Origin of the sequence: Gluconobacter sp. P1D12_c, assembly GCF_018812105.1 — a bacterium.
GTDB classification, from domain to species: domain Bacteria; phylum Pseudomonadota; class Alphaproteobacteria; order Acetobacterales; family Acetobacteraceae; genus Gluconobacter; species Gluconobacter oxydans_A.
Genome location: NZ_JACSIQ010000006.1, coordinates 144,866 through 169,035, shown reverse-complemented (window position 1 = coordinate 169,035; position 24,170 = coordinate 144,866). Strand labels below are relative to the sequence as shown.

22 protein-coding genes are annotated in these 24,170 nt (G+C 56.1%); 10 read left to right on the top strand and 12 right to left on the bottom strand.

Translation table 11 applies throughout. From position 1 onward, the window contains the following. Window positions 1-28: 28 nt before the first annotated feature. The 10 genes from KP705_RS08805 to pspF form a co-directional block, all read right to left on the bottom strand. Window positions 29-1,048 (bottom strand): ABC transporter permease, encoded by a 1,020-nt coding sequence (locus KP705_RS08805; protein WP_046900502.1) that lies wholly within the window; start codon window positions 1,046-1,048, stop codon window positions 29-31. Further along, complete coding sequence (locus KP705_RS08800) at window positions 1,038-2,543, bottom strand: sugar ABC transporter ATP-binding protein (RefSeq protein ID WP_046900501.1); 1,506 nt, start codon at window positions 2,541-2,543, stop codon at window positions 1,038-1,040. The genes KP705_RS08805 and KP705_RS08800 overlap by 11 nt, the downstream gene beginning before the upstream one ends. Window positions 2,544-2,571: 28 nt before the next feature. Continuing rightward, window positions 2,572-3,492, bottom strand: coding sequence for a substrate-binding domain-containing protein (locus tag KP705_RS08795; RefSeq protein WP_046900500.1), 921 nt, complete (start codon window positions 3,490-3,492; stop codon window positions 2,572-2,574). A 59-nt stretch (window positions 3,493-3,551) separates the two neighbouring features. Then, entirely contained in the window at window positions 3,552-4,034 is a 483-nt protein-coding gene (locus tag KP705_RS08790; protein ID WP_046900499.1) for an RpiB/LacA/LacB family sugar-phosphate isomerase, read from the bottom strand. A gap of 14 nt (window positions 4,035-4,048) precedes the next feature. Then, on the bottom strand, window positions 4,049-4,888 hold the full coding sequence (locus KP705_RS08785) for a DeoR/GlpR family DNA-binding transcription regulator (protein WP_046900498.1): 840 nt from the start codon (window positions 4,886-4,888) through the stop codon (window positions 4,049-4,051). After that, window positions 4,885-5,649, bottom strand: a complete 765-nt coding sequence (locus tag KP705_RS08780; protein WP_046900497.1) for a triose-phosphate isomerase — start codon at window positions 5,647-5,649, stop codon at window positions 4,885-4,887. The genes KP705_RS08785 and KP705_RS08780 overlap by 4 nt, the downstream gene beginning before the upstream one ends. 475 nt (window positions 5,650-6,124) lie before the next feature. Next, a complete protein-coding gene (gene cysC, locus KP705_RS08775; protein WP_215764319.1) occupies window positions 6,125-8,005 on the bottom strand; it encodes an adenylyl-sulfate kinase in 1,881 nt (626 codons plus the stop codon). A 1-nt stretch (window position 8,006) separates the two neighbouring features. Beyond that, window positions 8,007-8,801, bottom strand: a complete 795-nt coding sequence (gene cysD / locus KP705_RS08770) for a sulfate adenylyltransferase subunit CysD (RefSeq protein ID WP_064275312.1) — start codon at window positions 8,799-8,801, stop codon at window positions 8,007-8,009. A 50-nt stretch (window positions 8,802-8,851) separates the two neighbouring features. Beyond that, complete coding sequence (locus KP705_RS08765; protein ID WP_046900495.1) at window positions 8,852-9,532, bottom strand: phosphoadenylyl-sulfate reductase; 681 nt, start codon at window positions 9,530-9,532, stop codon at window positions 8,852-8,854. Between the two features lie 284 nt (window positions 9,533-9,816). After that, window positions 9,817-10,869 carry a phage shock protein operon transcriptional activator gene (pspF, locus tag KP705_RS08760; protein WP_046900494.1) on the bottom strand — a complete coding sequence of 351 codons (1,053 nt, stop codon included), beginning with the start codon at window positions 10,867-10,869 and terminating at the stop codon, window positions 9,817-9,819. A 112-nt stretch (window positions 10,870-10,981) separates the two neighbouring features. Here pspF and pspA point away from each other — a divergent pair, with 112 nt between their 5' ends. The 10 genes from pspA to KP705_RS08710 all read left to right on the top strand — a co-directional run bounded on the left by pspA (window position 10,982) and on the right by KP705_RS08710 (window position 21,695). Continuing rightward, window positions 10,982-11,665 carry a phage shock protein PspA gene (gene pspA / locus KP705_RS08755; protein WP_046900493.1) on the top strand — a complete coding sequence of 228 codons (684 nt, stop codon included), beginning with the start codon at window positions 10,982-10,984 and terminating at the stop codon, window positions 11,663-11,665. Window positions 11,666-11,690: 25 nt separating this feature from the next. Beyond that, complete coding sequence (pspB, locus tag KP705_RS08750) at window positions 11,691-11,933, top strand: envelope stress response membrane protein PspB (protein ID WP_046900492.1); 243 nt, start codon at window positions 11,691-11,693, stop codon at window positions 11,931-11,933. Next, window positions 11,930-13,120 carry a hypothetical protein gene (locus KP705_RS08745; RefSeq protein WP_046900491.1) on the top strand — a complete coding sequence of 397 codons (1,191 nt, stop codon included), beginning with the start codon at window positions 11,930-11,932 and terminating at the stop codon, window positions 13,118-13,120. The genes pspB and KP705_RS08745 overlap by 4 nt, the downstream gene beginning before the upstream one ends. After that, window positions 13,120-14,544, top strand: a complete 1,425-nt coding sequence (locus KP705_RS08740; RefSeq protein ID WP_235271750.1) for a GIN domain-containing protein — start codon at window positions 13,120-13,122, stop codon at window positions 14,542-14,544. Before KP705_RS08745 ends, KP705_RS08740 begins: the two co-directional genes overlap by 1 nt. 48 nt (window positions 14,545-14,592) lie before the next feature. Then, a complete protein-coding gene (locus KP705_RS08735; RefSeq protein WP_046900490.1) occupies window positions 14,593-15,378 on the top strand; it encodes an ABC transporter permease in 786 nt (261 codons plus the stop codon). Further along, window positions 15,375-16,163: an ABC transporter ATP-binding protein gene (locus tag KP705_RS08730; protein ID WP_046900489.1), complete on the top strand. Its 789-nt coding sequence runs from the start codon at window positions 15,375-15,377 to the stop codon at window positions 16,161-16,163. Before KP705_RS08735 ends, KP705_RS08730 begins: the two co-directional genes overlap by 4 nt. Next, the gene (locus KP705_RS08725; protein ID WP_046900488.1) at window positions 16,160-16,363 is read left to right on the top strand and encodes a hypothetical protein; all 204 of its coding nucleotides are present in this window, start codon (window positions 16,160-16,162) and stop codon (window positions 16,361-16,363) included. The genes KP705_RS08730 and KP705_RS08725 overlap by 4 nt, the downstream gene beginning before the upstream one ends. Before the next feature lie 77 nt (window positions 16,364-16,440). Further along, window positions 16,441-17,844 carry a DNA repair protein RadA gene (gene radA / locus KP705_RS08720; protein WP_064275239.1) on the top strand — a complete coding sequence of 468 codons (1,404 nt, stop codon included), beginning with the start codon at window positions 16,441-16,443 and terminating at the stop codon, window positions 17,842-17,844. Window positions 17,845-17,971: 127 nt separating this feature from the next. Continuing rightward, entirely contained in the window at window positions 17,972-19,720 is a 1,749-nt protein-coding gene (locus tag KP705_RS08715) for a Hint domain-containing protein (RefSeq protein ID WP_252348307.1), read from the top strand. 22 nt (window positions 19,721-19,742) lie between these two features. Next, window positions 19,743-21,695 carry a glycosyltransferase family 4 protein gene (locus KP705_RS08710; RefSeq protein WP_215764318.1) on the top strand — a complete coding sequence of 651 codons (1,953 nt, stop codon included), beginning with the start codon at window positions 19,743-19,745 and terminating at the stop codon, window positions 21,693-21,695. A gap of 7 nt (window positions 21,696-21,702) precedes the next feature. Here the strand turns inward: KP705_RS08710 and KP705_RS08705 are convergent, their stop codons facing one another. Together KP705_RS08705 and KP705_RS08700 are read right to left on the bottom strand one after the other, a co-directional pair. After that, window positions 21,703-23,346, bottom strand: a complete 1,644-nt coding sequence (locus KP705_RS08705) for an alginate export family protein (protein WP_308267322.1) — start codon at window positions 23,344-23,346, stop codon at window positions 21,703-21,705. A gap of 153 nt (window positions 23,347-23,499) precedes the next feature. Beyond that, window positions 23,500-24,099, bottom strand: coding sequence for a YigZ family protein (locus tag KP705_RS08700; RefSeq protein WP_211495631.1), 600 nt, complete (start codon window positions 24,097-24,099; stop codon window positions 23,500-23,502). Window positions 24,100-24,170: the final 71 nt, after the last annotated feature.

Below are 24,170 nucleotides of genomic sequence, written 5' to 3'. Positions count from 1 at the left end.
CTTTATCAGGATGAAAAGCTGCTGACGGTCAGGACGCGTCGCGGTTGAGGTAATGACGGGCGAGGGAGTCCAGAGAGATGGCGAGCACAACGATGCCGCCGCTCACAACGGACTGCCAGTACGGCGAGATGCCGAAGAGGACGATGATGTCTTCAATAATCCCGATGATCACGGCCCCCAAAACAGCGCCAACCGGGCTTCCCAGGCCACCCGTTGTTGCAACACCACCAATGACGGCTGCCGCAATCGGAGACAGAACCCATGTGTCACCGATGGATGGCTGTGCTGTTCCGAGACGCGCGACCATGAGAATGCCAGCCAGAGCAGACAGGAAACCAGCGAGAGCGAACGCGCCCATCCGAATGGCATTAACGCGAATACCGAGCATTCTTGCAGCCTGCGGGTTGCTCCCGATGGCGTAAATGTACCGCCCGACAGGCGTACGCATCATGACGAATGCAACAACCGTCAGACAGACCAGCAGCACCAGAAATGGAACCGGGACGCCGAAGACAAGACCTCTACCAAGGAAGCTGATTTCATACGGCACTCCGGTAATGGCGACGCCGCGTGTCGCCACCAGATTGGCACCGCCATAGACGCCCGCCATACCGATGGTCAGCACCAGAGAATGCAGACGAAGCTGAGTAATCAGCAGGCCATTCAACAAGCCACATCCAGCCCCCATCAGCAGACACAGAGCGAGAGAGAGCCAGGGATTCAGACCGACCTGCACCATCAGCATTCCGCCAACGACGCCAGCGAGGCCACCAATCGCACCAACGGACAGGTCAAGCTCGCCAAGGATCATCAAGACGGCCTGCCCAATGGTGACCAGACCGATGAACGCGAGCGCACGCGCGATGATGATCATGTTGAATGATGTCAGGAAGTGCGGCGACAACAGACACGAAATCCCGAAAATCAGGATCATCGCACCAATGACGCCACCCAGCGGATTGGCGACCATTCTGGCTATAAGCGCACGAATGGAAGACGCCTTTGGCGGCGTGGGAGTTGCTCCAGGGAGCGTGGTTTCAAGCGACATGACGGGTCTCCGTGGCGCCGATGATCGCGCCCACAAGCGTATTGACGTCAGTGGTAGCCTGGTCGAACGACCCGGTGGTCCGACCGCCGTACATGGTGATGATTCGCGTTGCGCAGCGCTGCAATTCAGTCATTTCAGAAGAAACGAGGATGATGCCGACACCCTCTTCCGCGAGCTGTTGCATGATGCGGTAAATCTGGAATTTCGTGCCGATATCGATACCCTTGGTGGGCTCATCGAAAATCAGGATGCGAGGACGACGGGCCATGGCACGGCCGATAATGGCTTTCTGCTGGTTTCCACCGGACAGGAAGACAATTTTCTTGCCGACGGAGGATGTTCGCACATCAAATTTCTGAATCGTTTCAGAAACGATTGATTTCTCCTTTCCGGAAGAAATAATGCCACCGCGCTTCATCTTTTCCAGAACGGAAAGGCTGATGTTTTCGCGCACGCTCAGAAGCGGAAAAATACCGTGATGTTTCCGTTCTTCGGAAAGATAGACCATGCCCATAGCCACGGCCCGATCTGTTCTGCCGCGAGGCATTTCTTTACCGTTAAATATACAGCGGCCGGATTTTGCGGAATGATACCCGAACATGGTCTGCATCACTTCCGAACGACCAGCCCCCACCAGCCCCGCAAAACCAAGAATTTCACCACGACGGAGCTGAAAAGAGACATCTGAAAAGCCCGGTCCCGTCAGGCCTTCCACACTCAGAAGAATATCAGAATCATCAATGGCACCCCGCGGCTGGAATTTCTCTTCAAGCTGAACAGAACTGCCAGACATCAGACGGATAAGCTGATCTTCCGTCATGCCATCCATCGGGTACGTACCGACACTGCGACCATTGCGCAGAACAGTCACGGTATCTCCCAGACTGAAAATTTCTTCCATTTTGTGCGAGACAAAAACAATTGCACAGCCACTGTCCCGCAACGTGGTGATGATGCGGAAAAGATGTTCCGTCTCGTTCGCCGTGAGGGAAGATGTCGGTTCATCCAGGATCAAAACCTTGAACTCATTCCGGCAGGCCGCACGCGCAATCTGAAGCAACTGCTGATCTGATACGCTGATGCGACTGACGGTCTGTCCCGGTCGGGCATGAATCCCAAAGCGCTCGATAAAACGGGCTGCCTCCGCTTCCATGGCCTTCCGGGAAATTGTCAGATGACCAAATCCCGAACGATGGAACGGCATGAACATGTTTTCAGCAACCGTCATGGACGGAAACAGATTCAGTTCCTGCGGTACGTAAGCAATACGGGAGAAAAGGCTATGATCTGCCAAAGCATCCTGCCCCTCGATCAGGACCTTTCCTTCGTCAGGCGTGACAAGACCTGTCAGGGTCTTGATCAACGTTGATTTACCCGCACCATTTTCTCCGGCCAGGATATGGATTTTGCCCGGCTCAAGCATCAGATCGACATGATCGAGCGCGACCACACCGGGATAGCTTTTACGGACAGCTTCAACCTGGAGAACCGCCATGATCGTTACTCCTGCCTCAGAGCCAGGCTCAGAGGGTTTTCTTGGTGATGACGTCGATGCCCGTATCGATGTATTTGGGCGTTTTCTGCCCCATCGCGCTCTGCCATGCCGAGACAACAGCCCAGTAGCCCTGCATTTCCGGACGACTGGACGCTGTTGATTCTGCAACCCCATCCCGAATAAGCTGAAGCATATCGTTCAGGTTATCGAGGCCGACTTCCTGGACTTTACCTGCCTTCCCGCTTTCCCGAATGGCCTGTCCGATGCCCACAGGACCAGATGCATCACAGGCAACCCATCCCACGAGATTGGGGTGCGCCTGCATGATGGCAGAGGCCTGTTTCTGACCTGTCTCGATGCTGTCGTTGTCGATCCCGGTCGCGACAACTTTGATATCCGGGTATTTTGCAAAGACCTTCTTTTCACACTCTGCACGTAAGGTGTGGTTAGGCGCTGTTGGCACACCCATCATGATGGCCACTTCACCTTTTTTGCCAATCAGTGTGGCAAGCCGTTCGGCCGCAATCGTTCCCTGCTCACAGAAATCGGCGCCCACTGCCGTAATATTCATACCCTCCGGAGGAAGAGAGTCGAAAACGGTCATGGGAATTTTCTGCTCGATGGCTTCATCCATCGTCGCGCGATTTCCCTTCTCGTCCAGCAGATCAAGAATAAGTCCGTCAGGGTGAGTAGCAATCGCTCTTTCGATGATGTCGTTCTGGGAAGAGACATCAGCTGTTTGCGGCGCACGGTATTCGATTTCGATTTTCTGTCCCGTGGTTTTGGTGATCATGTCTGCTGCGGCGCGAGCACCGGTATTGAGCTTATCAAACCACGGATGCACAACTTTCGGAATCAGAACAAAGCGCAGCGGCGTGCTGGTGTCAGCGGCCTGTGCAGCAAGTGGCGTTGCGGCCAGAACAGCACCAAGGAAAAGAGCTTTTTTCATGTTTGTCGTCTTTCCAGATAACCCGTTCCGGTATCAGATCGGAAACAGGGGAAGTATTTTCAGCAGTTGGATGTCTGCAGATGATGCTCGGAATATTTCCGGCTCAATTCTTCAATGCCCGCAACGTTGCCTGCGGACGGCCCAGACGGGTCAAAGCTATGCGCCAACCAGGCATCCACAATGCTTTTGGCCAGTTCCGGCCCGATGACGCGTGCCCCCATGGTGATGATCTGGGCATCGTTTGAAAGGGCAGCACGTTCTGCAGAATAGGTGTCGTGCGTTAGCGCAGCCCGAATTCCCGGAATTTTATTGGCGGAAATGCAAACGCCAATTCCTGTTCCGCAGCACAGGATTCCCCGATCAAAATCCCCGTGCGTGATCGCGAGACCGACCCGCTCACTTAGCTCCGAATAGAGCTCAGGATGATCATCTTCAGGATGGGACATATCAACAACCGTATGCGGTGTTGTGGCGCGAAGATGTGCAGCAATGAGGCCTGCAAGACCTTCTCCGGCCCGATCGCCTCCAATCGCAATACGCATGATTTTCTCCGTCTTTATGGGTTACATTCAGGGGAGGTGCTTGATCCGCTCGCCCTGACGGTGGAGATTTCCGCAATTTTCAGATTGATCCCCGCGTTGCGGAGCGTGTCTTCCAGGTCTTTTTCGAGACCTGAATCCGTGATCACCACATCGAATTCCGTTAGATCGGAAAACCGATTGAGCGTGATGACACCAAATTTCGTACTGTCCACGAGCAGGATTTTGCGATCGGAAATATTCATCAAGGCCTGCTTGGCTTTGATGATATCCTGCTCCTGATGGTACGCCGTCATCCCGCGGATTGCCGCGACGGACAGGAACAGCGTGTTGACGCGCAGCGATGCCGCGGCCTGCTCACACAGTGTTCCGAAGAACGCGTCAAAATCCATGTTATAGCGACCGCCAAGCAGCAGAAGATTCACATTGGGCTTGCTGGTGAACAGGCTCGCAGTGCCCATGCTGTTCGTGACAACTGTGAGAGACGCACTGTCCGTCAGACGCTCAGCCAGAACGCGGGATGTTGTTGAATCATCCAGCGCAATGATTTCACCTTCTTCAACAAGGCCTACGGCCACAGCCGCGATGGCCTGCTTGGCCTCCATCGCACGATGGCTCCGCTGGGAAATACTGCCCTCCGAAAATGCTTTTGGAGGCGTAGTCACCCCCCCATGCACACGGCGCAAAACTCCGCGTTCCGAAAGGACCTGAAGATCACGGTGAATGGTCATGCGGCTGGTGACAAAACGTCCGGCCAACTCGTCAATCTGTGCGCCACCACGATCCCGAACATAGTCTAGGATGTTCTGGCGGCGCGCAGAGGCCGAGCGCGTTTCAAAGGTTACTTGGGGCATCATGCGATGACTCCCTCAGCCAACGCTTGAAAATGCTCAACATTCCAGGCAGCCCGCCCAACGAAAACACCATTCACATTGGGTAGCGCGACATAGCCTGCTGCATTGTCCTGTGTGACACTTCCGCCATAGAGGAGTTTGACGGCAGAACCTGCACTGGATCCGGCGATGTTAATCAGGATCTTACGCAGATGATTATGCGTTCTCTCAACAAAAGCCGCATCTGCAGGGCGCCCTGACGCACCAATGGCCCAGACAGGTTCATATGCAATGAGAACCTGTGGAACATCGTCTTCAGACACCCCATGAAGAGCGATCTTCAATTGGCGTGCCAAAGTTTCATTTGTTACGTTATAAGAATATTCATCGGCCGTATCGCCGATACAGACGAGTGGCCTTAATCCATGTCGCAGAGCCGCATGAACCTTGAGATTGACGGTTTGATCCGTTTCTCCGAAATAAGTCCGGCGTTCTGAGTGACCGATTTCCACCAGTTCCGCACCACATTCCGAAATCATTGTCGGAGAAATTTCTCCGGTCCACGCGCCCTCGTCCTGCCAGTGCATGTTCTGTGCACCTACTGCCACACGGCTTCCTGAGAGCCTGTCACAGACATCCTTTAGAGACGTAAATGGTGGGATGACGAACGGCTGGATAGCTGCCGGGAAAGACATCCGTGCAAGCTCGTTCGCGGCCGCGACAGATGCCCCAGGCCCCTTGTTCATCTTCCAGCTTGTACCAACCCAGATAGCGTCACGCTCCATCGTCCATCTCCGATTTGAGCACCCGATTCGTAACAACTATACTGTTATAAATAACTTCATCAATGATAATTTCGTCACAAAAAGACTGTTACCACTGGGATTGAGAATGATGTTTTACGGATATAGCAAAGGCCGTTAATGCGTAATTATCTGATATAATTGGGTATTATGCGTGATAAACGACGCCGATTGCTCCACAGATTTTCATCACATAAATACGTGATAAATGTTACTTTTTATGTGATGTCTATGTGGAATTACGGGTTAGAAGACGTATTCATCGCCTACTTACGCAGCCAGATTTTGGCCTAAAACCGATCAACACAGAATGAGGCAATTCTCCCTCTCTTTCGAGAACAGGACAAACTATGTGACCGGGATCGCGTGACACGTGCACCGTGAGGTAGACGGCTTTTGAGCAAAAAAACGGCGGGACAAAGCCCGCCGTTTCTCAATTCATCTTATTTATTTGCAATCAGGGCTGCACAACCCGAAGCACAAAGCCCGTCAATTCACTGACAGTCTCTGCCTCCGTCCGGTCAGCTCCCAAACGCAGCTCCGGAGACAGTGGAGCTTCGTAGGGCGCTGAAACACCCGTGAACTCTGGAATTTTTCCCGAACGTGCCGCAGCATAAAGCCCTTTGGGGTCACGCTGTTCGCAAGTTTCCAGAGGTGTATCCACAAAAATCTCGTGGAAGCCCTCACCTACAATCTGGCGCGCCAGATCACGGTCTGCCTGAAGGGGCGATACCAGTGCGACAACGACAGCCTGGCCGCTTTCAGACAGAATTTTCGCAACATGCGCCGCACGACGAATGTTCTCGCGACGGTCTTCCGGCGAGAAGCCCAGATCGCTGCACAGTCCGTTCCGTAACGTATCTCCATCCAGAACGGTGGCTTTCACACCCTGCCCTGCCAGAGACACTTCTGCGGCACGAGCCACAGTGCTCTTGCCGGAGCCCGGGAGGCCCGTCAGCCAGAACACGCCACTCTTATGACCACGCGTCTGAGCTTGCTGGACAGCAGAGATACGGCTGGCCGTCGGGTGGATCGCATGAACACCCTCTTCGAGTTCAGCAGGACCAATCAGCGGTGCGCCGCCAACAATCCGCTGATGACGATCGACCAGAACGCCACGTCCATCGCCCATTCCCGGAGAGAACGGGTCAAACAGCACGGCGTGAGAAGCGGCGAGCGTGATCTCGGCAAATCCGTCCGGTGGGACCTCATCGCCCTGACGCAATGTCAGGTCATCCAGATCGACAACCGCATCAATGGAGGCCACCGTCACATCATGCTCTGCTGTTGTCAGACGAAGCGTGAAGCTTTCCCCAACACGAAGAGGCTCACCCCGCAGCCAGAACAGACGCGTGCGAATACGGGCAGAACGCGCCGGGGCTGACGCTTTATCATCTGCAGGAAACAGCAGGTCCCCACGATCCGGCACCAGATCCGGCTCCAGGCGCAGCGCAATGGATTCACCCGCACCAGCAACCGGCAGTTCCGGCGCATGCCAGCGGCAGACTTCTGCAACCGTTGCGATCTGGCCTTGGGCACCAATTGCCAGACGATCGCCCGCACGGACAGTGCCACGCTCGATCCGGCCGGCGACGTAACGCACGCCATCAAAGCGATAAACGTCCTGCACCGGCATCCGGAACGGCAGAGACAGACGGGACGTCGGCGGGGGCACATTGGCCAGAGCCTCAATCAGCGTAGGCCCCTTGTACCAGGCAGATCGCTCGGAACGGCTGGCAATATTGTCACCATCACGCGCAGACGCCGGAACAACGGCTTCCACTTCGATTTCCAGACGACCAAGAAGCTGGCGGACATCAGACTCGGCCTGAACGATCTTAGCCTCGTCAAAGCCCAGAACGTCGGACTTGTTCAGCAGCACAATGACGTGCCGGATCCCGATCAGACGCAGCAGCATGGCATGACGCCGCGTCTGCTCCTGCGCACCCTCCTGAGCATCCACAACCAGAACGGCGGCCTCGGCATCGGCAGCACCCGTAATCATGTTGCGCAGGAACTGGCGATGGCCCGGCGCATCCACAATCACGAACTCACGGGAGCCCAGACGGAACGGAATCCGCGTGGAATCAACCGTCACGCCCTGATCGCGCTCGATCTGAAGGGAGTCAAGCAGGAAGCTCCACTCCACCGCCAGACCACGCTTGCGGCTGCTCTCAACGATCTGCGCCAGCTTGCCGTCCTGAAGGCTGTCCGTATCGTAAAGCAGACGTCCAATCAGGGTGGATTTACCGTGATCGACGTGCCCGACGATCACGATCGGCGTGGCGGCCGCGCGATACGCCCCAGAGAGTTCCTGGGTTGCGATAATGTCACCCATCTTACAGATACCCCGCCACGCGCAGACGCTCGAATGCGTCTTCTGATTCATGATCCATGGCACGCCCGGCGCGCTCGGATGTCTTGCTGCTTTCCAGCTCGGCAATCACTTCGGCTACGGTCGTGGCATTGCTCTCGATCGGGCTTGTGATGTCCTGATCACCTAGAGAGCGATAACGCTTACCATCCTTGGCAAAATACAGATCCACGAGGGGGATGCCTTCGCGTTCGATGTAGCGCCAGATGTCGATTTCCCGCCAAGCCAGCAACGGATGGACGCGAATATGCATGCCGTCTTCATACGGCGTGGCATACTGGTCCCAGAATTCGGGCGGCTGATTGCGAACATCCCAGCGATGACCGGCGCCACGCGGGCTGAACACGCGCTCCTTGGCACGTGTGGCCTGCTCGTCACGGCGAATACCAGCAATCACGCCACGCAGCTTGTGCTTGTCGATCATTGCCGCCAGACCCGCCGTCTTGCGCGCTGCGGAACGTGCAGCGGGCGGCAGGGACGGATCGATTTCTTCGACCGGTGGGCAGTATCCCAGAAGGAGGTCCAGATCCCACTTCTTGGTGTACTCATCCCGAAAGGCATACATTTCCGGGAATTTCTTCTCGGTATCCACATGCATGACCGGGAACGGCACGCGCCCCATGAACGCCTTGCGCGCCAGCCAGACCATGACGTTGCTGTCTTTCCCGAGGGACCACAGCAGCGAGAGGGGCTTCAGTTTCCGATAGGCTTCACGCAGGATGAAAATGCTCTGAGCTTCGAGCTGGTCAAGATCATCCATGACGCGCGGTTCCGCCAGGGTTTGTGTCCGCGTCATTGTCCGCTCCATGTTCATGCCGGCCGATGAATGCCGCATTCTGTCTTGGTCAGACCGGCCCAACGACCTGCCCGCCCGTCTTCTCCGTCTCCAACCGGCCGTGTGCAAGGCGCACAACCAATCGAAGTATATCCTTTTGAAACCAGAGGATGCCGCGGCAGGTTCCGACGACGCATTTCTGCTTCAATTTTTTCCATGCCCCATCCCGCAAGCGGGTTGAGCTTCACGGTGCCATCCGGCTGCGGTTCCACAATGGGAAGAGCCGCCCGTGTTGAGGCCTGACTGCGCTTGCGCCCGGTCAGCCAGACGTCAAATTCCGGAAGCACCAGTTCCAGAGGCTCCACTTTGCGCAGAGCGCAGCAGGCATCCGGGTCGAATGCCGCGAGCTGATCCTGTGGATCTCTGTTCTCAAGTTCCCGCGCCAAGGGAGAAATGGTCCGAACGTCCTGAAGGCCGAGCGCATCGGACAGCTCATCACGATAGGAGAGCGTTTCCGGGAAATGGCGCCGCGTATCCAGAAAGAAAACCGGAACAGACGGGTCTATCCGGGCAATCTCATCCAGAAGAATGGCCGACTCAGCTCCAAATGAGGAAATAACAGCGACGCGGCCTTTCAGGCACACGAGCGTTTCCTCAAGTACGTGACTCTCCGGCGCATCCAAAAGATGTTGAAGTTCGGATTGTGAGAGAGGCATTTACTGCACCCATATCCCTGTTCACACACGCCAGAATCACGACGTAAAGGAGACATAGGCGCGCTTAACCCATTATTCAACTATTTTATTTTGTATAACCATATTAAATGGTTTAATTGAGCATTCCTCATTGATCGAGGCTCGGTGGAATTTTTGGCCTGATTTACCAATTAATGGCTAGATTTCTCGCAAATGACTCACCCCACAAACAACATCATTCCTGAAAATTCCCACACCACAAAATCTGGCACACTTCATGCATGAACCCAGGTATGAAACTGCGTTCATCCTTTTTTGGTCAGGGCCTTCCGCGCTTCCTTGTCGGCCAGACCGTGCAGCCGCAGGTGGTGGCGGAACTGGTAATAGGTCAGCCCCAGAAGATCTGCGGCCTGCCGCTGGCTGAACTGTGCCTCCTTGAGGGCCGCTTCCAGCAACACCCGTTCATGACCTTTAACTGTCTCGGCAAAATCCAGCGGGAAGGTTCGGAGAACGTCTCCCTGAACATGAGCTGTCCCGGTCGAGGCTGGAGCCATAACGCTGCTCCAGTCAGGCGTGACGAACGGATCAAACACAATCTCATCCAAACGGCGCTCGGGCTGATCCATACGGTACACACTGCGCTCCACCACATTACGAAGCTCACGAACGTTGCCGGGCCAAGCGTAATCAATCAGCCGCTGCAAAGCCTTCTGGGAGAATCCCGCGAAAAGCTTTCGGCCAAGTTCCGCGCTCATCCGCGTCGCAAAATGGTCGGCCAGCAGGGGAATATCGTCCTGCCGGGCTCGCAGAGGCGGGACATTGACCACATCGAATGCCAGTCGGTCGAGCAGGTCCGGGCGGAATGTTCCCTCCCGCGCCATGGCCGGAAGATCAGCGTTGGTGGCACCAATCAAACGCACATCCACGCGGATCGTCTCACTGCCGCCAACACGCTCAAAACTGCCGTATTCAATAACGCGGAGCAGTTTTTCCTGAACCGCCAGAGACGCTGTGCCGATTTCATCCAGAAACAGCGTCCCGCCATCTGCACGCTCGAACCGGGACAAACGCCGCTTCTGCGCACCCGTAAACGCGCCAGCCTCATGTCCGAACAACTCGCTGTCCAACAGCGCTTCCGGAAGGGCCGCGCAGTTCAGCTTGACCAAAGGTGCGTCCCAACGATCCGACAGCAACGCAAGCCGCGCCGCAACCAGCTCCTTCCCCGTCCCGCGCTCCCCGATCACCAGAACGGGGCGCTTCAGGGGAGCAAGACGGGAGATCTGGTCCAGCATCGCCAGAAATGCCGGAGCCCGCCCGATGGGTGTCGGAACCTCGTCCGCTTGGGTGGATCTCGCCATTTCTGAGCCTCGTTCGCCACTTCAGATTGTCACAACCATAACATCCCCAAAACGAGCCCGCTGACAAGACAGGTCATTGTGCTCTAATCCAGTTCTCAGGAAGGAAAGCGTCATGGGTATTTTTTCTCGGCTCGCCGACATCGTGAACTCCAATCTCAATGCGATTCTCGCCACGGCAGAAGATCCGCAGAAGATGATCCGCCTTGTCATTCAAGAGATGGAAGACACGCTCGTTGAAGTGCGTAGTCAGGCCGTCCGCACCATCGCAGAACGCAAGCAGCTCGAACGCCGCGTGCGCACCATGATGCACGAAGAAGACGAATGGCACCGCAAAGCCACACTTGCCATCGAACGCAACCGGGACGATCTGGCCAAGGCGGCGCTCTCAGCACGCCACACGGTCGAACAGTCCCGCGAAGGGCTTGAACGCCAGATTGCACAGGTCACGGAAGGTCTTGAGCAGCAGAACGACGACATCACCAAGCTTCAGGCCAAACTGGCGGATGCGAAATCCCGCGAGAAAACCCTGACCATGCGTGCCCGCACGGCAGAAGGCCGCCTCAAGACTCGTGAAAAGCTTTACGATACCCGTATTGACGACACGCTGAACCGTTTCGAACAGGTCGAGCGCGCTCTGGATGAACTGGAAGGCAAAGCCGAAGCCTATGATCTGGGACGTCGGTCTGGTCGCCCTTCCCTGCACGAAGAGTTGGCCGCTCTGGAGACGGATGCAGCTGTAGAAGATGAATTCGAGACTCTGAAACGCCGGATTGCAGAAAAGAAGCGCGAAGCCTGATGACTGCTGCAAGAAAGTCTGAGTCATGAATGAGGATATCGTCGCTCTTGTCCTGCTTTTTGGCTTTATCCCGGCGCTCGTCCTTGGCCCGCGCCTATTGCGTGCCCGGACGGGCAACCTTCCCAATCAAGGCATCTCAGACCCACATCTGCAGGCTGCCCTGACACAGGCCGAGGCCCATGCTACGCGTCTGGAAGAAAGGATCGACCAGCTCGAACGCATCCTCGACGAGGATATCCCGGGCTGGAGAGCTAGGAGTTCACGATGACATCCCGCACCGCCCTGCGCATGCTGCTGCTGTCCATGCTGACAGGGGCAGTTTCTGCCTACCCGGCTCAGGCCGCGCGCGTCACCATGTCCGGATCTGATCTGGATATGGCGATTCCCTGCACAGGTCAGGTGCGGATCGTCGTAGACTCAGGCATGAAAGACGGCGCGACCTTAGACAGCAGCAATGCAACGCAGGTGACGATGCGCAGCGGCAAGGAAGAGTCGGACAGCCGCATCTCCATCGCCACGAAAAGTTGCGCGCCCAATGGTAAGGTCACAATCAGTGTGTCCCCTTATACCGGCGTTTCAATCCATGACAGCCATGACACGCATTTCATCATCAAAGGAAAACTGGCGTCCCTTGATGCCAGCCTCGACTCCGCGACGATGGATATCGAGAATACGCAGTCCCTTGATCTGAGCATGCATGGTGCCTCCAGTGTGCATATCGGCTCTCTCGAACGGGCGGCCCAGATCGTGGCTTCCGGCACATCAACGCTGATCGCCGACTCTGCACAACTGACCGCTCTATCTGCACAACTGTCGAACGACGCCTCTTTCATGGTTTCGCAGGGTAGTATCGAAGCCCTGACGATCGTGACGTCAGACAATGCGACCGCCACCGTTCATGGCAACGCTTCCGTTGCAACGGTGACAGCCAACGGCACAGGCGCCGTCAATATTGAGCGCGTCTCCGGCCCGATCGTTCGGTCTGGCAGTGGCGCGGTAAATGTCGGCACCCCGGCGGCAGTTGCTCCGCCGCCGACTGTCGTGACACCGACCGCACCACCAGTTACGGCGACGTTGCCAGTCGCTCCTCCGCCCGTTCCCAAAGCTTCGGTGTCGGCTCCTCAGCCGCCAGCTTCCACAGAAAAATCTCCGCAGATCAGCCAGCCTTCTGTTCCGGCTCCATCAACATCCGCAGCACCGACACCGGCACCATTACCTCAGAAACCGGCCCAGCAGGAACAGGAAGCCGTTCAACCCCCGGCTGCCGTCGCACCAAGTACTCCCACCCAGACGCAGCAGACACCCTCAGTCAGTGTCCCCACGGCGCCGTCGGAAGCTCCTCAGAAGCTGCCACAGGCTCCCCTTCCGGATACTGTGGCACCGCCGCCTGCTCCTTCGACGCCCACAGCTCCGGTCATGCCGCCTCAAGGCGACACACCAAAACAGGGAGGCTGATGATGAAGACATCCCACGATCTGGTACGTTTTGCAGGGGGCGTCCTCGGCCTCCTGCTTGCTACAGGAACGATCAGCCCGGCCTTCTCTCAGGACGCAGCCCCTGCCATTCCCGCTCCCCCGGCTCCGCCGGCCCCACCAGCGTTTCCAATTCCAGAAAGTGTAAGCTCCGTCACGGGAGCTACGCTGGAACTGGCACCGACCTGCCTGACAGACCTTCATATTGTTGAGGGTGATATAGCTAAGGTTGTTCAGGGCAATGGCAACCTGACAGCCGCCGAGGACAAGACACTCAAACTTGCTCTGAGTGACCCGTCCTGTAGCACCGAAGCCAGCTCGACAATTCAGGTTCCAGCCGGGACGAATATCCATCTCCGCGGCAACAAGACCGACATCACTGTCACTGGACTATCCGGCCATCTTAGTGGCTTTTCCGGAAGCGGTGACGTACGCGTCAACAGCGCAACGGGCGTGGATCTGCGGATGACCGGATCCGGCAATGTTTCCATTGCTACGGTGACAGGCAATGTGCACGTTCTCAATTTCTCAAGCGGTGACCTGCTTGTTGGGCTCGTAACAGCACCTCGTGTTGAGCTGTCCGCGACATCATCAGGAAACATGCTGCTCAGGAGTGGCTCAGTAGAGAACCTCTCCATTCGGGATCTCGGTTCGTCCGATATCACAGCACATGTCAGTACCATCTCAGCCAGCCTGTCACTTTATGGCTCTGGGAACGTTCTGGTCGATAGTGTTTCAGGAACATTATCCCGCAGTCACTACGGCTCGGGAGACCTGACAGTTCAGACCACAGGCCCCGGTGTGCATGTCACCGCAGCCGCACCGATTGATGGGCAGGCGATCACGAAAGACATTTTGGCCAGCCTTGGTCAGTCCGTGAATTTCGATTCCGGCACGCAGCAAGGCTGGGAGGCTCTTGGCTCTTTCGGCAAACACAGCAACGGCCACCATCTGGGCGGCCTTCGTCTTGCTCTGATCGTGGTCTGCGTCTGGCTGGTCCTGCGTCACGCCAGACGTTATCGCAAACGAACCGGGGAGTCCTTTTTTGGCGCTCTCTGGGCGGATATTGCTGAAGGCCTCTCCGCTTTCACCCGAAACTGGCAAACACGCATGGCTGACCGTCGCATGGGAGGACAATCATCTGCAGGTGACGCACCCCATGTCTATTATACACGCCGTGCTGTCGATCTTTATGAAGAGGTTATTCACACAGCCAGAGATCAGAGCGCGCGTCATAAGCAACGCCATGCCCCGGAGACGACATCTTTCAGTTCAAACCATACTCTGGTGCGCCTGAACGACCGCCTGGCTCGTATGGAGCCAAGGTTGGCGCGCATGGAACAGTTCGTAACCTCCCCGGATTTTGCGCTGGAGCGCCAGTTCCGTGACCTGGAACGCTCCGCCTGAGCAAGACAGACTTTGACGTAGCCGGGCGCGCAGGGTAGGGGCTGAAGGGTGAATGCCGTTCTTGATCCCATAGCGGCCCTTGGCCGTGCCGTCCTCGGACTCGTCCGCCAGTCGGGTGCTCTCGCCATGTTTGCGCTGGAAGGGCTGTCGCATCTCGTGCGGCCACCGTTCTACTGGCGCATCTTCCTGTCTACGCTGATCGAAACGGGGTTCTTCTCCCTTCCGGTTGTGGCCCTGACAGCCCTGTTCTCCGGGGCCGTCATCGCTTTGCAGTCCTATGTCGGGTTTGGGCAGTATCACGTCCAGAGCGCCATCGCCGGGATTGTGGTTCTGGCTGTCACCCGCGAACTGGGGCCGGTTCTGGCAGGACTGATGGTTGCCGGGCGTGTTGGTGCCGCAATGTCTGCCCAGATCGGCACCATGCGCGTCACCGATCAGATCGACGCGCTGACGACACTTTCGACCAACCCGATGAAATATCTGGTGACGCCACGTCTTCTGGCGGGAACCATCGCCCTGCCCTGTCTCGTCATTGTGGCGGACGTACTGGGTGTTCTCGGCGGTTTCACCGTATCGGTCGCAAAACTTGGTTTTTCACCATCCACCTACATCACGGCCACGCTGGATTCGCTGAAGACCATGGACGTGGTGGTTGGTCTGGTTAAAGCAGCGGCTTTCGGCTTCCTCATTGCTCTTCTGGGTTGCTACCACGGCTATAACAGTCGGGGCGGCGCGGAAGGTGTGGGTTCAGCCACCACAGCGGCCGTCGTGGGCGCCTCTATTCTGCTTCTGCTGTTTGATTACCTCCTCACAGATCTGTTCTTCTCCCAATGAGCACACCCAAAATCCGCATCCGCGGCCTTTCGAAAGCGTTCGGCCCCAAGGTCGTGCTCGACGGGATCGACCTTGATGTCGAGACCGGCACCTCCATGGTCATCATTGGCGGCTCCGGCTCAGGAAAATCCGTTCTTTTGCGGTGTATCCTTGGCCTGATCGAGCCCGATGCTGGCACTATCGAAATTGATGGCGAGAACGTTCTCACGGCTCCGCGCGGGCGACAGGAAATCCTGCGTCGACAGATTGGCATGCTGTTCCAGAACGCCGCTCTGTTCGACAGCATGAGCGTCGCGGACAATATTGCCTTCGGGCTTCGGGCCAAGCACTCAGACCGTGACGGCCCAGTTCCGTCCCGATCCAAGGCGCGTGAACTGGCAGGCGGAATCCTCCAGCAGGTTGGATTGGACCCCTCCGTTGGGCAGCTTAGCCCTTCTGAACTGTCAGGCGGCATGCAAAAGCGTGTCGGGCTGGCTCGTGCCATTGCCGGACAGCCTAACATCCTGTTCTTCGACGAACCGACCACAGGCCTTGATCCCATCATGGGGGCCGTCATTGACGGCCTGATCGTGGATTGCGTGCAGAAGCTGGGCTCAACGGCGATCGCCATTACCCATGACATGGCTTCAGCGCAGCGGATCGGCAATCAGGCTGCCATGCTTTACCAGGGCAAACTGGTTTGGCAGGGACTGGCCGCAGACCTGATGAACTCAGGCAACGCAATGGTGGACCAGTTCACGCATGGACGCCGGGAAGGTCCGATCACTATGGAACTTCGCAAATGAAGCCGTTCCGACGCCCTCCCATTTCCCGCAGAGTCTGGCAGCGTCTTGGCCTGACATATCTTATCGCGCTGCCGATGGTGTTCATTCTGTTCATGCACCCGCCCAAAAGCCAGAATATCCTTATTCAGGCACTGATCCTGCTTCTGATCGTGACGGCTGCCCGCATCATGGCACGCATCATCATCCGGACAGACGATTAACGCCTTCTCTGACTGGATCATAACGGGAACGCTCCCTATATCGGGAGCATCCAGAGTCCATGTGAAGAGAGATTCCCTTGGCCAAGAAACCAACCGCACGCTTTGTCTGCCAGTCCTGTGGGGCTGTCTATTCCAAATGGGTGGGCAAATGCGAAGCTTGCGGGGAATGGAACACGCTGGTTGAGGAAACTTCCGAACCCACAGCCCGCAAAACGGGCAAGCTGAGCACCGGGCGTCTTCAAACCGTTCGCCTTGATGGTGAGGCCAAGCCGCCCCCACGCATCACGACAAGCATTGCAGAGCTGGATCGCGTTCTTGGCGGCGGTCTTGTGCCTGCATCCGTTGTTCTGGTTGGCGGTGATCCAGGTATTGGTAAGTCCACCCTGATGCTCCAGACAACCTGTGCGCTGGCTCGGAGTGGTCACAAGGTTCTGTATGTCTCGGGCGAAGAATCCGTCGATCAGATCCGCATTCGCGCGCAGAGACTGGAGCTGGACCGGGACAGCAAGACACTGGATTCCCTGGATCTGGCAGCTTCCATCAATGTCGGAGACATCGTGGGATCGTTGGAAAACGATCGGTCCCATACTGTCGTGGTCATTGATTCCATTCAGACCATGTGGCTGGAAAGCGTGGAAAGCTCTCCAGGGTCCGTGGCGCAGGTCCGAGCCAGCGCATTCGAACTCATCCGCCTGGCCAAAACACTCGGCTTCGCCCTGATCCTGATCGGTCACGTCACGAAGGAAGGGTCTCTGGCAGGGCCACGTGTGCTGGAACACATGGTTGATGCTGTCATGTATTTTGAAGGTGATCGCGGTCATCAGTTCCGCATCCTGCGTGCGGCCAAAAACCGCTTTGGCGCAACCGACGAAATCGGCGTCTTTGCCATGACTGATACGGGGCTGACGGAAGTACCTAATCCTTCTGCCCTGTTCCTCGCCGAGAGACGCGGCAACATTGCTGGATCGGCTGTGTTTGCCGGCCTTGAAGGCACACGCCCCGTTCTTCTGGAAGTTCAGGCCCTGCTGTCCCCCAAGGCTGGAGACGGGGCACCACGTCGCGCCGTTGTCGGATGGGATACGTCTCGCCTGAACATGCTGCTGGCCGTGCTGGATGCGAGATGCGGCTTGAAACTCGCCAACATGGACGTCCACCTGAACGTGGCTGGCGGGTTAAGGGTCAATGAGCCCGCCGCAGACATGGCCGTGGCCGCAGCCCTGATCTCCGCAGCAACAGGGCAACCTGCATCTTCAACCGCTGCTTATTTTGGGGAGGTCGGCCTTTCCGGCGAAATCCGACAGGTCAGCCAGGCTGATCTTCGGCTTAAGGAGGTTGCGAAGCTGGGATTTGTTGAGGCTATTCTTCCCAGACGGGTTTCCGCTGCTTCGGCTCGCGTCAAGCCGCCCGCAGGCCTCAAATTACGCGAGATAGGGCACCTTACAGATCTCGTGGGTCTTTTCACCGAGACTAGTGCAGGCTGAATAAATCCTGCTGGCACATAGAAAATAAATCGTGAATTAACGATTTATTTGCGACATATTATTTCCTTCTCTGTCTAAGCTTTACGAACCATGACGGCCTGATTCTTTTCAGACTACTGAACGTCCATTGAATGTTCTGTTGTCGGGTGCTGTCCCTTCGAAAGCGAGTATTGAGATGGCGAGCCAGCAGACATCCTCCTCAACACCACTTCCTTCAGGAAATGGCCCCGTTACGACCGTAAGCTCAGGCCAGGTGGTCAACGGTGGCACCATTTCTCCTGATGCAACACAGGTTGTTTCAGGAGGCACGGCAAATGGCACGCTGCTTCAGGGCAGCTCGGTTTTTTCCGCTGGCAGCACTGGCGCCGGCATGACAACCCAGTTTGCTCGGCAGGATATTATTGCCGGTGGCGCAGCAGTCTCCACAATTGTGAAAGACCTCGCCATCCAAACCGTCCTGGATGGCGGGGTAGCTTCGGGCACAGTCTTGAGCGGATATCTCCCACCCTATGCGCTGCAGAACACGAGTTCTTTTCAGGTCATCGAAAGCGGTGGCATCGCTATCGATACTGTTTTTTCTGGAAAAACCGGAGAAGCGCAGCGTTATACAGGCCTCACCCAGTCCTTTAGCTACATCAAGACATTCCAGACTGTCGAAAGTGGCGGCACAGTCTCGGGCAACCAGATCGGATTTGGTGGAGCGTCCACAATTGAGGCTGGAGGCAGCTCTGTTGACACGACCCTTTCTGGCTTCTCCAGTAGCTGGAACGGGTGGAATTTTCAGACGGGGCAAGGTGTAAGTGTGACGTCCCACGTCTACGCTACTCTGGATGTTTCAGGGTACGCAGACAAAACGTCCGTTTACAACGAAGCAATCATGACAGTCGGGGGTACGGCCGATCATACCACCGTCTTTTCCGGCGGAAGCCTCACCGCACTAAACGGGGCCACGTTGTCGCACCTCACAGTCAGCAGTGGTGGCACCGTGAGCCTCGGCGCCAGCACAGTTCTGACAGATCCGCTGACAATAGAGCGAGGGGGTGGAATTGTTTTTTCGGATATTTCTTCGACAAACGGGTTAAGCGCGGTTTTTGTCTCTGCTCCGTCGATCCAGAATGCCACAAGCGGCGCGACGGTTCAGGCGTCTTCTGAAACCGCAACACCAGCGGTTTTTCTGGATGTCATGTCCAGTGGAACCGTTGTGAAAGAGATTGCTGTCACAAGCGCGTTCTCATCTCCGATCTATTTTCGGAATGCTCCTTCGGGCGGGGGGACAGAAATGCTTTACGGTACCCCCTGCTATTGTCCGGGAACGTTAATTCAGACTCCTCAGGGAGAGCGGCCTGTAGAAGATCTGGTTATTGGTGATCTGATTTTAACAGCGTCAGGGGATGCCCGCACTATCCGATGGCTCGGACGTCGCGCCTATGACCCACTTTTTGCCTACGGCAACCGGGACGTCTTACCGATCCTGTTTCACAAGGGGTCCTTGGGAAATAACCTTCCAAAGCGGGACCTGACTGTTTCTCCGCTACACGCCATGCTGATCGACGGCTATCTCATTCCTGCCCTGCATCTGGTCAATGACCATTCCATTCTTCAGATCCAGAAACCGGAGACGATCCGATATATTCACATCGAGCTCGACGGCCATGACATTCTACTTGCGGAAGGCGCCCCCTCAGAAAGCTTTCTGGATGACAGATCCCGAGGGATGTTCCACAACGCACATGAATATGATGCCCTGTATCCTGATGCTCCCCGACAGCATCCCAGATACTGCGCACCACGTCTCGAAGATGGGCCTGAACTCGCCCAAATTCACAGCCGCTTGAAAGAGCATGCAAAATGTCTCTTTCCGAATGAAGCAGCCTGATCTGCAAGGATAAGTCTTCCCTGTGCCACAGTTTCTGGCTGGTCATATCGACATTTGTAACCATGATCGCATTGCTGGGTGGGCGGTTGATCTGAAAAATCCCGATCGACCTGTCCGCCTGCGTGTTTTCCAAAACGGCCAGTTGGTTCAAGAAATTGCCGCTATAACATTTCGCGCAGACCTGAGAAACGTAGGCCGAGACGGATGCTGTGCTTTTGACTGGGCCTGGCACGAGCCGCCACCGCATGAAGGGTGCCTGATAGACGTTCGTGACAGCCTGCAGGATCGTGCTTTTCAGGGTTCTCCTTTTTATATTGAGCCGCAGCCCAGCCGTCTTGTCGGAACGATAGACATCGCAGACCGTCTGCATATTGCAGGCTGGGCCATGGATGAGCTTAATCCAGACAGAACTGTCTGGCTGACAGCCGTAATTGATGGCGTACAAACCGTGCGCTTTCCTGCAAACCAGTTTCGACGCGACCTGCGGGACGCTGGTCTGAATTCCGGTCGATACGGTTTTGACTATGTATTTGACGCCGCGTTGGATCCGCAACAAGACCACGTTATTCAACTATTCCATGGTCAGGAGCGGTTTGGTGAGCCCTGTCACCTTCCGACCGCCGAGCATCTGGATAAACCTCTCAAGCATTATTTCAGTGCACTGCTCCAAGGATTGAATACCCCAGCGGCAAGATCGGAGGCTCTGGCGTTTCTGACCAAAGCGGCGGAGACCCTCCGACAGCAGACTGGTTCGGATATTGCCAGTATCAATGATCGTGCTTTTGCTTACAGGGCCAACCGACGGCATGACGATGTCACATCAGTCATGCCCTGCGCCCTTTTCGTGGACGACCGCGTTCCCGACCCTACAGTGGATGCTGGATCCGTAGCGCTGCTGTCTCATATTCGTGCAACACAGGCGATTGGGTATAATTGCTGCTTCATAGCATCCCGTCAGGCACCCTCAGAGCAGGATTATTTCCGCCTTGCATCGCTCGGCATCGACTGCCTGATGCCACCAGTCTTCACTGGCCCGGAAGAAGCTCTCAAACGCCTCGGACCAGGGCTGGATGTTATCTATCTTCATAGGTTGAATAATGCTGAAAGCTATTCCGCCTTATCCCGCGCCTTCGCCCCAACAGCTACACTGATCTGGAGCATTGCCGATCTCGCATCACTTCGCCTGCAGCGTCAGGCAGGGATAGAAAATCGTCCTGAACTTGCGCGAACAGCAACGCGTATTGAAGTGCGGGAAAACATGTGTGCCTGGCTAGCAGATTGTGTACTGACCCATTCTGCAATCGAGGCCGAACGTCTTGAGCGCATGGTGCCTACAGCAAATATTCACGTTATACCTTGGGCTGTTCCCGTCAAAACTCGTTCCCGTCGGCGCCAGGACAAGCCCGTCATTGCGTTTGTCGCTCACTTTGCCCATGCCCCAAACACAGACGCTGCAAAATGGCTCATTCTGGATATTCTACCGCGCCTTAAGAAACGCATTCCCAATCTTGTCTGTCGCCTGATCGGCAGCGCCATGCCGCACGCAGTTCACATGCTTGCAGGCGAAGACGTTGAAGTTACGGGGCACGTCTCCAACCTTGAAGATACCCTGTCCGACGTATCGCTTTGTGTCGCTCCGCTCCGTTATGGTGCAGGGATCAAGGGCAAGGTTTTGGATGCATGGTCTGTTGGGCTGCCGATTGTCATGACGCCCATTGCAGCAGAGGGACTGGTAGATGTGTCCAACCCGGTATGGGCAAAATCTATCGCTGACAGTGCGGAAGATTTTGCAGAAAAAATAGCAGCTCTTCTGGTGCCATCTGCGGCAAAGGCTCAGATAGCGGCCGCAAGGAAGCTGCTGAAAGAGCGTTTTTCCGAGAACGCTATCCAAGCCAGTCTGGAAGATATTCTTCCGCCCGTGATGATTGAAACACTGCCACTGCCCGAGGACAGGTCAGAACCCGTCCTGAACTGATAATTTTCTAGAACCTGAATGTCACGTTTGACTGCGCATAGCTGCCACTTTGCGCGCCCGCTTTGCGCAAACTCTGTGACGCCATGAACCGCGCTCCATAAATCTGCCAGGTCAGATGATGGTTGATCTGAAGCGTCAACGACGCCTGCGGTACGACGCCCACATATCCTCCCCGATAAGCATGAGCGAATGTGTATGGGCCAGATGAACTCCAGATCGCCCCGTTTGCGTTTTCCCGCCACATAAACGGTGCTTTCAGACGCAGGGACGCAAAGCCTTTCCAGGGCGTGATGCTGATAACCGGAGACAGGCTCACCAGATTGGACGGTGAAATATAGGTTGTCGTATCCAGATAGTTGGTCTGTGGATTAAACGGCGCCATGTAAGTGCGCACCGTTCCGTTCTGACCATCCGACCCACCGGAATAAATATCTGCCTGCACACCCAGGAAGGGATGCAAGGGAGAAGGTGTATGCCTGTAACCTATGATCGTGTTGACGGCCCACGCACGAACGCTGCTTTTCCGCTCTGTCCCGGCGTATTGGAATGTTCCGTTCTGGTAGAGTGCCCCCACCGAGTATTCGACGGAGGCGGATGTTCCATACCAGCGAAACCCCAGATTACCGCGGGAGGATGTCCCTTTAAGAACGCGCGCTGCTGTCGGAACGGCAGACAGACCGCTGCTGTATCTGTAGCGGATATAAAACAGGTCCAAAAACGAGTGAACGCGCTCGCCACCAACGGAAAACGCAGGAACGATCATCGTGGTGTTTCCACCATAAAGGCGCGTCCCATAATCCTCGGTGTTGTGGAACATGAGAGGACTGTCTGTTTTCGTCTGAACGAAATCGTATGCGTCCACTCGGATCCGGGGCCAGAGGGCGTAAAACCGGCCACCATTCCAAGACAGGGGAACGTTTGGAGTTTCACGATTGTACAACATGTAGGACGGAGCATCGAGGAACTGCTGGCGTCCAAACATAAAACCTGTCTGTGCCCCGGCGACTTTGCCCTTCAGTTCGACGAAACCCTGTTGCAGGTCCAGCCTCTTGCGATATGTCGACCCATACCCGAACCCCTTCCAACCGCCTGCATCCGCATTGATGAGTTGACCGAAAAAACGCACGTGCTCACCCAGATGCAAGTCTGCCCCGATCAGATTCCGGATGCCGAAGCGGCCTGACTGGGCTTTTCCACTGCGCCCCAGAAATGGCGCTTCTTCATACCAGTTTCGTAACCGCGATTCTCCCGACAGGGTCAGCCAGATCGTGCGACTATTGTTCAAGGCGATGAATTTGAGTGGATCAAAGAAGTCCGTGCGCTTGCTTTTGTCTCGCAGGTAGCTCCAGTCCTCCGCCCAGGCCGCTGCGCCGTAGCGACCCACGGGGCCAAACCCCGCCGCTTCACCGTTTCCGTAGTTGAAATCACCCCACGGCCCCTGATGACCATTCGGTGCACGGTTCTGCTTTGCAGTGATTCGCCGTGGCTGGCCGACCACACCGGCATGAGGATAATCCTGGATGATCGGTCGCTCGGTGGAAGGAACCTTGATCCACTCCTCCTCTGTTGGAGGGGATTCAATCGGACTGGTTTTCAAAGGAACGGTCTGGGCATCTGCGTGATGACCCAGGTTGACCGTCAACAGAAGCACTCCGGCAATGAGGCTTCTTTCATGACGGAAAGAGACGACAGAAAGAAGCATCGAGAACCACAATTTGACATGAAGAGGCAACGAAAACGAGTGAGCCTCATATTACACAGTATGTAAAGAGAGATTTTATTTATAACTTTTTTATTTAGTTGTTTATAGATCCGGGCGAGAGATGGCCATCTGGCCACGTGTCAGATCTCGCAGGTATTCCGTGATCATGTCTGCCTCTTCAACAGGCACAGCGACCGTCAACCACGCACCTTCTGCATCAAAGTCACACAGTGTCTTTTCTGCCCGCCACCCCGGAAGTTTGGCTTCAACCTGCGCATAAACCGAGAATGGGCAATGAAACCGCAGGGGCAGGGTTTCGATCCGTTCGATTTTGGCAGCCTCTCGCAGACAGGCTGCAGCCGCACCGCCATATGCCCGAACAAGCCCACCGGCCCCCAGCTTTACACCACCGAACCACCGGGTGACGACCACCATCACATTGTCGAAATCCTGCCCCTCAATCGCAGAAAGGATAGGGCGCCCTGCTGTTCCAGAGGGCTCTCCATCATCGCTGGCACGGTATCTTTGACCCGTCCGGAAGGCCCAGCAATTATGAGTCGCGTCCGGGACAGCAACCTCAGCAAAGAACGCCAGTGCTGCGGTTTCATCTGCGACAGGGGCCGCGCGCGCAAGGAAAGTGCTGCCCTTGATCACACTTTCATGTTCAGCCAAGCCATCGAGAGTCCACGTCATGGCTTCCATTGTGCCCCATGATGGCGGAAATGTCAGGTTGGGGTAGGGAAATGCTGCCCGTTCTGTTAAGGGTAGGCCCC

Coding starts and splice junctions, on each gene's coding strand:
- KP705_RS08805 (WP_046900502.1), bottom strand. CDS start 1,048: ATGTCGCTTGAAACCACGCTCCCTGGAGCAACTCCCACGCCGCCAAAG.
- pspF (WP_046900494.1), bottom strand. CDS start 10,869: ATGGCGAGATCCACCCAAGCGGACGAGGTTCCGACACCCATCGGGCGG.
- KP705_RS08800 (WP_046900501.1), bottom strand. CDS start 2,543: ATGGCGGTTCTCCAGGTTGAAGCTGTCCGTAAAAGCTATCCCGGTGTG.
- pspB (WP_046900492.1), top strand. CDS start 11,691: ATGAATGAGGATATCGTCGCTCTTGTCCTGCTTTTTGGCTTTATCCCG.
- KP705_RS08765 (WP_046900495.1), bottom strand. CDS start 9,532: ATGCCTCTCTCACAATCCGAACTTCAACATCTTTTGGATGCGCCGGAG.
- KP705_RS08745 (WP_046900491.1), top strand. CDS start 11,930: ATGACATCCCGCACCGCCCTGCGCATGCTGCTGCTGTCCATGCTGACA.
- KP705_RS08725 (WP_046900488.1), top strand. CDS start 16,160: ATGAAGCCGTTCCGACGCCCTCCCATTTCCCGCAGAGTCTGGCAGCGT.
- pspA (WP_046900493.1), top strand. CDS start 10,982: ATGGGTATTTTTTCTCGGCTCGCCGACATCGTGAACTCCAATCTCAAT.
- KP705_RS08795 (WP_046900500.1), bottom strand. CDS start 3,492: ATGAAAAAAGCTCTTTTCCTTGGTGCTGTTCTGGCCGCAACGCCACTT.
- KP705_RS08790 (WP_046900499.1), bottom strand. CDS start 4,034: ATGCGTATTGCGATTGGAGGCGATCGGGCCGGAGAAGGTCTTGCAGGC.
- KP705_RS08785 (WP_046900498.1), bottom strand. CDS start 4,888: ATGATGCCCCAAGTAACCTTTGAAACGCGCTCGGCCTCTGCGCGCCGC.
- KP705_RS08730 (WP_046900489.1), top strand. CDS start 15,375: ATGAGCACACCCAAAATCCGCATCCGCGGCCTTTCGAAAGCGTTCGGC.
- cysC (WP_215764319.1), bottom strand. CDS start 8,005: ATGGGTGACATTATCGCAACCCAGGAACTCTCTGGGGCGTATCGCGCG.
- KP705_RS08780 (WP_046900497.1), bottom strand. CDS start 5,649: ATGGAGCGTGACGCTATCTGGGTTGGTACAAGCTGGAAGATGAACAAG.
- cysD (WP_064275312.1), bottom strand. CDS start 8,801: ATGGATGATCTTGACCAGCTCGAAGCTCAGAGCATTTTCATCCTGCGT.
- KP705_RS08740 (WP_235271750.1), top strand. CDS start 13,120: ATGATGAAGACATCCCACGATCTGGTACGTTTTGCAGGGGGCGTCCTC.
- KP705_RS08700 (WP_211495631.1), bottom strand. CDS start 24,099: ATGGAAGCCATGACGTGGACTCTCGATGGCTTGGCTGAACATGAAAGT.